General features: G+C 46.3%; 6 protein-coding genes, 1 tRNA gene and 1 pseudogene. 4 read left to right on the top strand and 4 right to left on the bottom strand.

Annotation, left to right across the window (positions count from 1 at the left end):
• Positions 1-111 (top strand): annotated as a pseudogene (locus EWV60_RS06380) (IS630 family transposase); the annotation flags it as partial.
• Here EWV60_RS06380 and EWV60_RS06375 read toward each other — a convergent pair.
• Positions 108-683: a DUF3782 domain-containing protein gene (locus EWV60_RS06375; RefSeq protein ID WP_287231609.1), complete on the bottom strand. Its 576-nt coding sequence runs from the start codon at positions 681-683 to the stop codon at positions 108-110. The pseudogene EWV60_RS06380 and the gene EWV60_RS06375 sit on opposite strands and share 4 nt — an antisense overlap.
• 304 nt (positions 684-987) lie before the next feature.
• On the opposite strand from EWV60_RS06375, the gene EWV60_RS06370 reads away from it, so the two are divergent.
• A complete protein-coding gene (locus EWV60_RS06370; RefSeq protein WP_353734381.1) occupies positions 988-1,701 on the top strand; it encodes a TauD/TfdA family dioxygenase in 714 nt (237 codons plus the stop codon).
• A 36-nt stretch (positions 1,702-1,737) separates the two neighbouring features.
• On the opposite strand, the gene EWV60_RS06365 is transcribed toward EWV60_RS06370, so the two are convergent.
• The 3 genes from EWV60_RS06365 to petE form a co-directional block, all read right to left on the bottom strand.
• Positions 1,738-1,811: transfer RNA gene (locus EWV60_RS06365), tRNA-Met, on the bottom strand.
• Positions 1,812-1,894: 83 nt separating this feature from the next.
• Entirely contained in the window at positions 1,895-3,622 is a 1,728-nt protein-coding gene (locus EWV60_RS06360) for a succinate dehydrogenase/fumarate reductase flavoprotein subunit (protein ID WP_149976363.1), read from the bottom strand.
• 449 nt (positions 3,623-4,071) lie between these two features.
• Complete coding sequence (gene petE / locus EWV60_RS06355; RefSeq protein ID WP_016514269.1) at positions 4,072-4,449, bottom strand: plastocyanin; 378 nt, start codon at positions 4,447-4,449, stop codon at positions 4,072-4,074.
• A 192-nt stretch (positions 4,450-4,641) separates the two neighbouring features.
• Between petE and petJ the strand changes: the two genes are divergently transcribed.
• On the top strand, positions 4,642-4,962 hold the full coding sequence (petJ, locus tag EWV60_RS06350; RefSeq protein ID WP_002732729.1) for a cytochrome c6 PetJ: 321 nt from the start codon (positions 4,642-4,644) through the stop codon (positions 4,960-4,962).
• 116 nt (positions 4,963-5,078) lie between these two features.
• The coding region (locus tag EWV60_RS06345) for a DUF3352 domain-containing protein (protein ID WP_287231607.1) at positions 5,079-6,055 on the top strand (977 nt) is incomplete at its 3' end.

Here is a 6,055-nt window from a genome sequence, read left to right as displayed (position 1 = left end):
GCTATTTATGAATGTCTGAATGATGCCCATCTGAAACATAAAAAAGAACTGGATTCCTTGCTGACTCTACGATTTCAGAAGTTTAATAAATCTCAGATTATGAACGTCTAAAGTATATCTATCCCCTGATCGATTTCAATCCCCGCTACTGCGCCATAAACCTGAAAGTCTCGAAATTGGGGAAAGGCTAACTTAAATCGCTGTAATCGATCGAGAAAGTCATCTACATCATCCTTCGAGAGTCGAGATTTACACTCCACCGCCACTAACTCACTGCCATTCACCGCCAGAATATCAATTTCCATCGCTGCCCCGGGACGTTTACTTTTTAAGCGACTCATGGTTTGGGTGACATCAATCCCCCGTTCTTGAAATAACTGCACAACCGCCGGCTCTAACATTTCTTCTGTAAAAAGACACAAAGGGGTAGTTAAGTTATTGACGGCTTCGGTGGTGGCTCGTACCAGCTTTTTCAATTCTTCCATCGTGCGATCGGCTTCAGCACTACGGCGCTCGGCTTCAGCATTGCGGCGGTCCGCTTCGGCATTTCGTTGTTCAGCTTCAGCACTACGGCGCTCGGCTTCAACATTGCGGCGCTCGGCTTCTTTTTGGAACTCGGCAAATTGAGCCTCGGTTCTTTCAAACAGTTTGTAAATATTGGCGATCGTAATAGCTTCTGACATGGCGTGTTCTTGTCTATTTGAGCAAAGCCGATCCTATTCTAGCAACTCGGCTGGTTGAGAGGATATCGTTCTTTTACCAATCACTTGCTGACAGGATAAATCCGACACCATCCCGACCAAAAATCGCAAATTTTTTCCTCGAAAAGTTTGGGGTACCCCACTCCCCCAAAGCCTCCCCCAAAGCTGAAAGCCTTAGCCAATCAGCTTTTTATTATGCAATTTTTTTTAATTAGACCTCTTGCCTTAGCACATACCCCAGATTTTTTCATAGCAAGTATCAACCTATTGAAGTGGGGAAAATCTTATGTTTTCAATGCTTACGTTCTCAACTGCTACCCTAAAAAACCACCTCAAAAAAAACGGTTTTTTTGTCTTCGATAACCCTTGCGGCGATCGCTGGTTCCAATGTTTAGAGGATATTACCCAAGCAACCCCCGTTATCCAAACTAACGGAGAGATTATCTATCCTATCAAAGCAAATCCTGACGCTATGGGAAAAAGTGATGCACAATCCCCCGGAATTGGGCTTTTACCTCATACAGAATGGTCTTACAAAGCTATCCCTCCTAAATACCTCTGTTTGCGCTGTAAAACTCCGGATCGTTGGGGTGGGGGTGCGACGACTTTGGTTAAGTTTGATGACTTAATGCGTCATTTTACCCTTGAGGAACAACATTTTATGGCGGCTCAACCTCAATATTTTATGTCCAAGGACGGCAAAGAAAGCTGTTTTGCACCAATTTGGCAACGAGATGCCGAAATTATCCGCTTTAGCTATAATGTGCTGGTTTATGGGGAATTTAGCCCCGATATTAATAAACCGATCGCTTCCGGTCTAGATTCCCGTTTAATGGCTTTATGTGGCAAATTTTTGGCACTGTTTGAAGCCTATCACGTTCCGCTCTATTTAAAAGCAGAACAGATCCTGATCATCGATAATTATACTTGTCTCCATTCTCGCCAATCTTACATTGACCCCAATCGCTGTCTTGAAAGGGTAATGTTCGATGTTCCCTAACGGGAAATCGGGGTTAACTACCGGCTTTATCAGTAATGGCGGGAAGCGGATTTGAACCACTGACCTTCGGGTTATGAGCCCGACGAGCTACCAGACTGCTCTATCCCGCGTTGCTTTATTTAGTATAGAACTAAATCTCGGTAAATGCCAAGGAGTTTGTAATATTCCTTTACATTTACCGTCCGACCAGAGGTTAATACTTACGTTCCACGGGGGTGAAATCCTGAATCACCACGGGCATATAGTCGATATCGATGCCGGAGGGGGAATAATAGGCGAGGGTATGCTGAAGGAAATTTTGGTCATCCCGTTGGGGAAAATCTTCGCGGGAGTGGGCCCCTCGGCTTTCTTGACGATTGAGGGCAGAGGTGAGGATAATTTCCCCCACCACCATGAGACTTTGTAATTCCCAGGCCTCGATTAGTTCCGTATTCCAGCAATCCCCCCTATCATCGAGGTAAATCTGCTCGTATTTGCGCTTTAATTCGCCGATTTGTTTAATTCCCTCGCGCATGGTCGCTTCGGTGCGAAAAACGCCGCAATGTTGGGTCATACAGTCTTGGAATTGCTGACGTAGTTGACCGATGCGAATCGTGCCTTTTTTGGTCAATAAAGCGGTGATTTCCTCTTTGGCATCCTGAAGGTAAATATCGGGATTAAAGACGGGAAAAGCGCGTTTTTCGACGTATTTAGCGATCGATTTGCCGGTTCTTCTGCCATAGACCACACATTCTAACAGGGAATTACTGCCCAAACGATTGGCCCCGTGGACGGAGACACAGGAACATTCCCCGGCGGAGAAAAAGCCTTCGCTGAGGGTATCGGCACTTAAGCGAACGCGACCATCGGTATTAACGGGAATGCCGCCCATACAATAGTGAACTGTAGGACGTACAGGCATCGGTTCCTCTACCGCATCGACACCGACGAGACGATGGGCTTCCTCCCAACAGAAGGGAATGCGACTCATAATTTTTTCCCGGCCTAAATGGCGTAAATCCAGATAGACAAAGGGACCCCCGGCGCTACCGTCCAGATTTACCCCCCGGCCGGCGCGAATTTCTAGGGTAATGGCCCGGGAAGTGATGTCCCGGGGTGCCAATTCCATGCGCGAGGGGGCGTAATCTTCCATAAAACGACGACCTTCGCTATTGATTAAATAAGCACCTTCACCCCGGACCGCTTCCGAGATTAAAACACCGACGGGATAGAGTCCAGTGGGGTGAAATTGGACAAATTCCATGTCTTCTAGGGGAATACCCGCTTTGGCCGATAAAGCTAAACCGTCCCCCGTACAGGCGAAATCGTTGGAGGTGGTGTTATAAACGCGACCATAGCCCCCCGTCCCGAACATAATTGCTTTTGCCCGGAGGATTTCTAACTGTCCGGTGGCGATTTGGTACATAACCACGCCTTTAGCCGTACCTTCTTCGAGGATAAGGCGCAAAACGTACCATTCATCGTAGATTTTTACCTGATTACGGCCTAAATTGCTGACCAATTCGTGCAGCATGGCGTGACCGGTTTTATCGGCGGCGTAACAGGCACGGTTATGGCTGTGACCGCCAAAGGCTCTTTGGGCAATGCGTCCATCTTCGAGACGGGAGAATAACACGCCTAGATGTTCCAATTCGATGATAACTTCGGGGGCTTCTTGGGTGAGGATATCCACTGCATCCTGGTCAGCCAGAAAATCGGAACCTTTGACGGTATCGTAGGCGTGGGCCTTGGGATTATCTTTGGGGTCAACGTTTTGCAGGGCGGCGGCGATACCTCCCTGGGCGGCGACGGAGTGGGAACGAATTGGGTGGGTTTTGGCAACGACAGCAACATCGATGGTCGGGTTGAGGCGTTTGATTTCTAAGGCGGCGCGGCATCCTGCTAACCCACCACCCACTATAACGACATCGTGTTCTTTCATGGCTGATTTTCCTACGGGCTTCTGTTTCTATGGTGGGGTGAGAATTGCTCAGAAGTCAGTTTTGTAACCGAGACTTTATATTTCAGGAGACAGCCCTTTCAGTTATCAGTTATCAGTTATCAGATGCGAGTTTTCAGTTCACTGATTACTGTTTACTGATTACTGAACTTGGTATGGTTCGCTCGGGGGGCATAAATCGACTAAATCCTTATCTGGCAAAAAACTTAATTGATGAGTTCGTTCTAGTTCAAAAACAATTGACAAAAATCGCCAAATGTCTTTCTCTATAAGAGTTTCATTCCTTATAACCCTGTCCGTTGCATAAGACAAACTGAAGAACCTCACTGATTACTGATTACTGTTTACTGATAACTGAAAAGTCTTCATAATTCCCAAAAAAACAACCCGCGGCAGTTAACCGCGAGTTATTTTTGGTTAAAATCGGACAATTACTCAACGGTAATCGTTCCGACCATACCGGCGCCGCGATGGGGTTCGCAGTAGTAGGTGTAAGTACCCGGTTCGCTGAAAGTGCTTTCAAAGGACTCACCGGCGGAAAAAGCCAGACCTTTATGGGATAATTTAGCAGCCTGGGCTTCGGGAACCTTGGTGCTATCGAAAACTATGTTATGGGGAGAAAGTTTGTTATTGACCCATTTCACCGTATCTCCTGCTTTAATAGTGAGGGCGGGGGGATCAAATTGTAGTGTACCTGCATCACCGCCCATCTTAACCGTGAAGGTTTCCGCAGCAGCGGCGGCAGTGTTAAAGAAGAAGCTAGAGACGACTAGCACCAGGGTAGCGACCAATAAACCTAATTTTTTCATGCTTGTTAATCCTTTACACGAGGGAAGATGACAAGTTTGACAGCCTGTCTTTTGACAAAAAAGTAAAAGTTTGCTTTTAACTGTCCCATTGATTCATTCTACACGAAGTTTGACAGCTTGTCTTTTGACAAGAAAACCGGTTTTTTCTGACGATGGTTGGGGAATTTCTTAAGAAATAGAGGAGAACCAATCGTGAAAAGACTATTAATTTCCCTGTGCTTGCTCTTGGCTGTGGTTACATTCGGTATGGCTCGTCCCGCTTTAGCTGATGGGGCTTCGATTTTCAGTGCTAACTGTGCTTCCTGCCATATGGGCGGTAAAAACGTGGTTAATGCCGCTAAAACCCTGAAAAAAGAAGATTTAGTTAAATACGGCAAAGATTCCGTTGAAGCTATCGTTACCCAAGTTACCAAAGGTATGGGGGCGATGCCCGCTTTCGGTGGTCGTCTCAGCGCTGAAGATATCGAAGCTGTAGCTAACTATGTCCTCGCTCAAGCGGAAAAAGGCTGGTAAAAATTAGTTATCGGTGGCCAGTTATCGGTTGTCAGTCTGGTAAGAATTGTAGCGATCGAAATTCTTGGGTCAATTGCTGGCTTAAAATAGCTAATGGTTCATCTCGGGGCAAGGTTGTGAAATTGCGATCGTTTTTCTATCTTTTAGGTGCGACGGTAATCATTCTCCTAGGAGTCGCTACAGCCAGTTTTGCTTGGATTCTCGCCGATAGTCCTCTGTCTTTGCTCAAAGGTGGGGTAATGCGGGAACCAGCGGCGGCGATTTTTGTGCCGAAACAGGCCCCGGTTATGGTATCGTTGCTGGTCAATCCCGAACGTTTAGAGTCTTTTGGTCAATTAATCGCTACACCGGCTAATCGACGACGTTCCCACCAAGAAATTAAGGATTTAGAAAAAAGTCTGCTCGGTAAAACGGGATTAAATTATCAAAAGGAAATCAAACCCTGGTTAGGGGAAGAAATTACCCTCGCTGTTACTTCCCTAGATTTCGATCGCGATACCGATAATGGTATCCAACCGGGTTATCTTTTGGCAATTCAAAGTAAAGATGGTGAACGCGCTAAGGAATTTCTGCAAGCTTCCTACTCAAAACAGGCGGTTTCGGGCAAATTTGACCTTGTTTTTGAACTCTACAAGGGAGTTAACCTGATTTATCAACGTCCCTTGACCGCAGGAGATAATAATCGTTTTCTCGCTAGTGCCGTGGTGGGTGATACGGTGCTTTTTGCCAATAATATCAAGGTTTTGCGCGAGGCACTTAATAACGTGCAAGTACCGGATTTAAACCTAAAAAATAGCCCTGATTACCGAGAAGCTCTCAAAAATATCACCGAACCGCGTATAGCTATAGTTTACGGCAATTTACCCCCGTTATCGGCTTGGATCGCTAATCAACCCGTCCCGGAGAGTCCCGAAGCAAAACAACGATTAGCCACGGCTTTTTCCCTCAAATCCGGGGGAATAGTCGCTCAAACCGCCTTAATTGGAGTCTTAGGACAGGATGACCAAGCACCAATTTTATCTAGTCCCGTGGGAGCATTATCTTTTATCGGCGAAAATAGCCTTTTAGTCGCCGCTAGTCGCGATTTAAATCG

Origin of the sequence: Microcystis sp. Msp_OC_L_20101000_S702 (genome assembly GCF_007095705.1) — a bacterium.
In the GTDB taxonomy this organism is placed as follows: domain Bacteria; phylum Cyanobacteriota; class Cyanobacteriia; order Cyanobacteriales; family Microcystaceae; genus Microcystis; species Microcystis ichthyoblabe_A.
The sequence above is the reverse complement of the archived record's forward strand: the minus strand, read 5'-3'. Positions and strand labels throughout refer to the sequence as shown.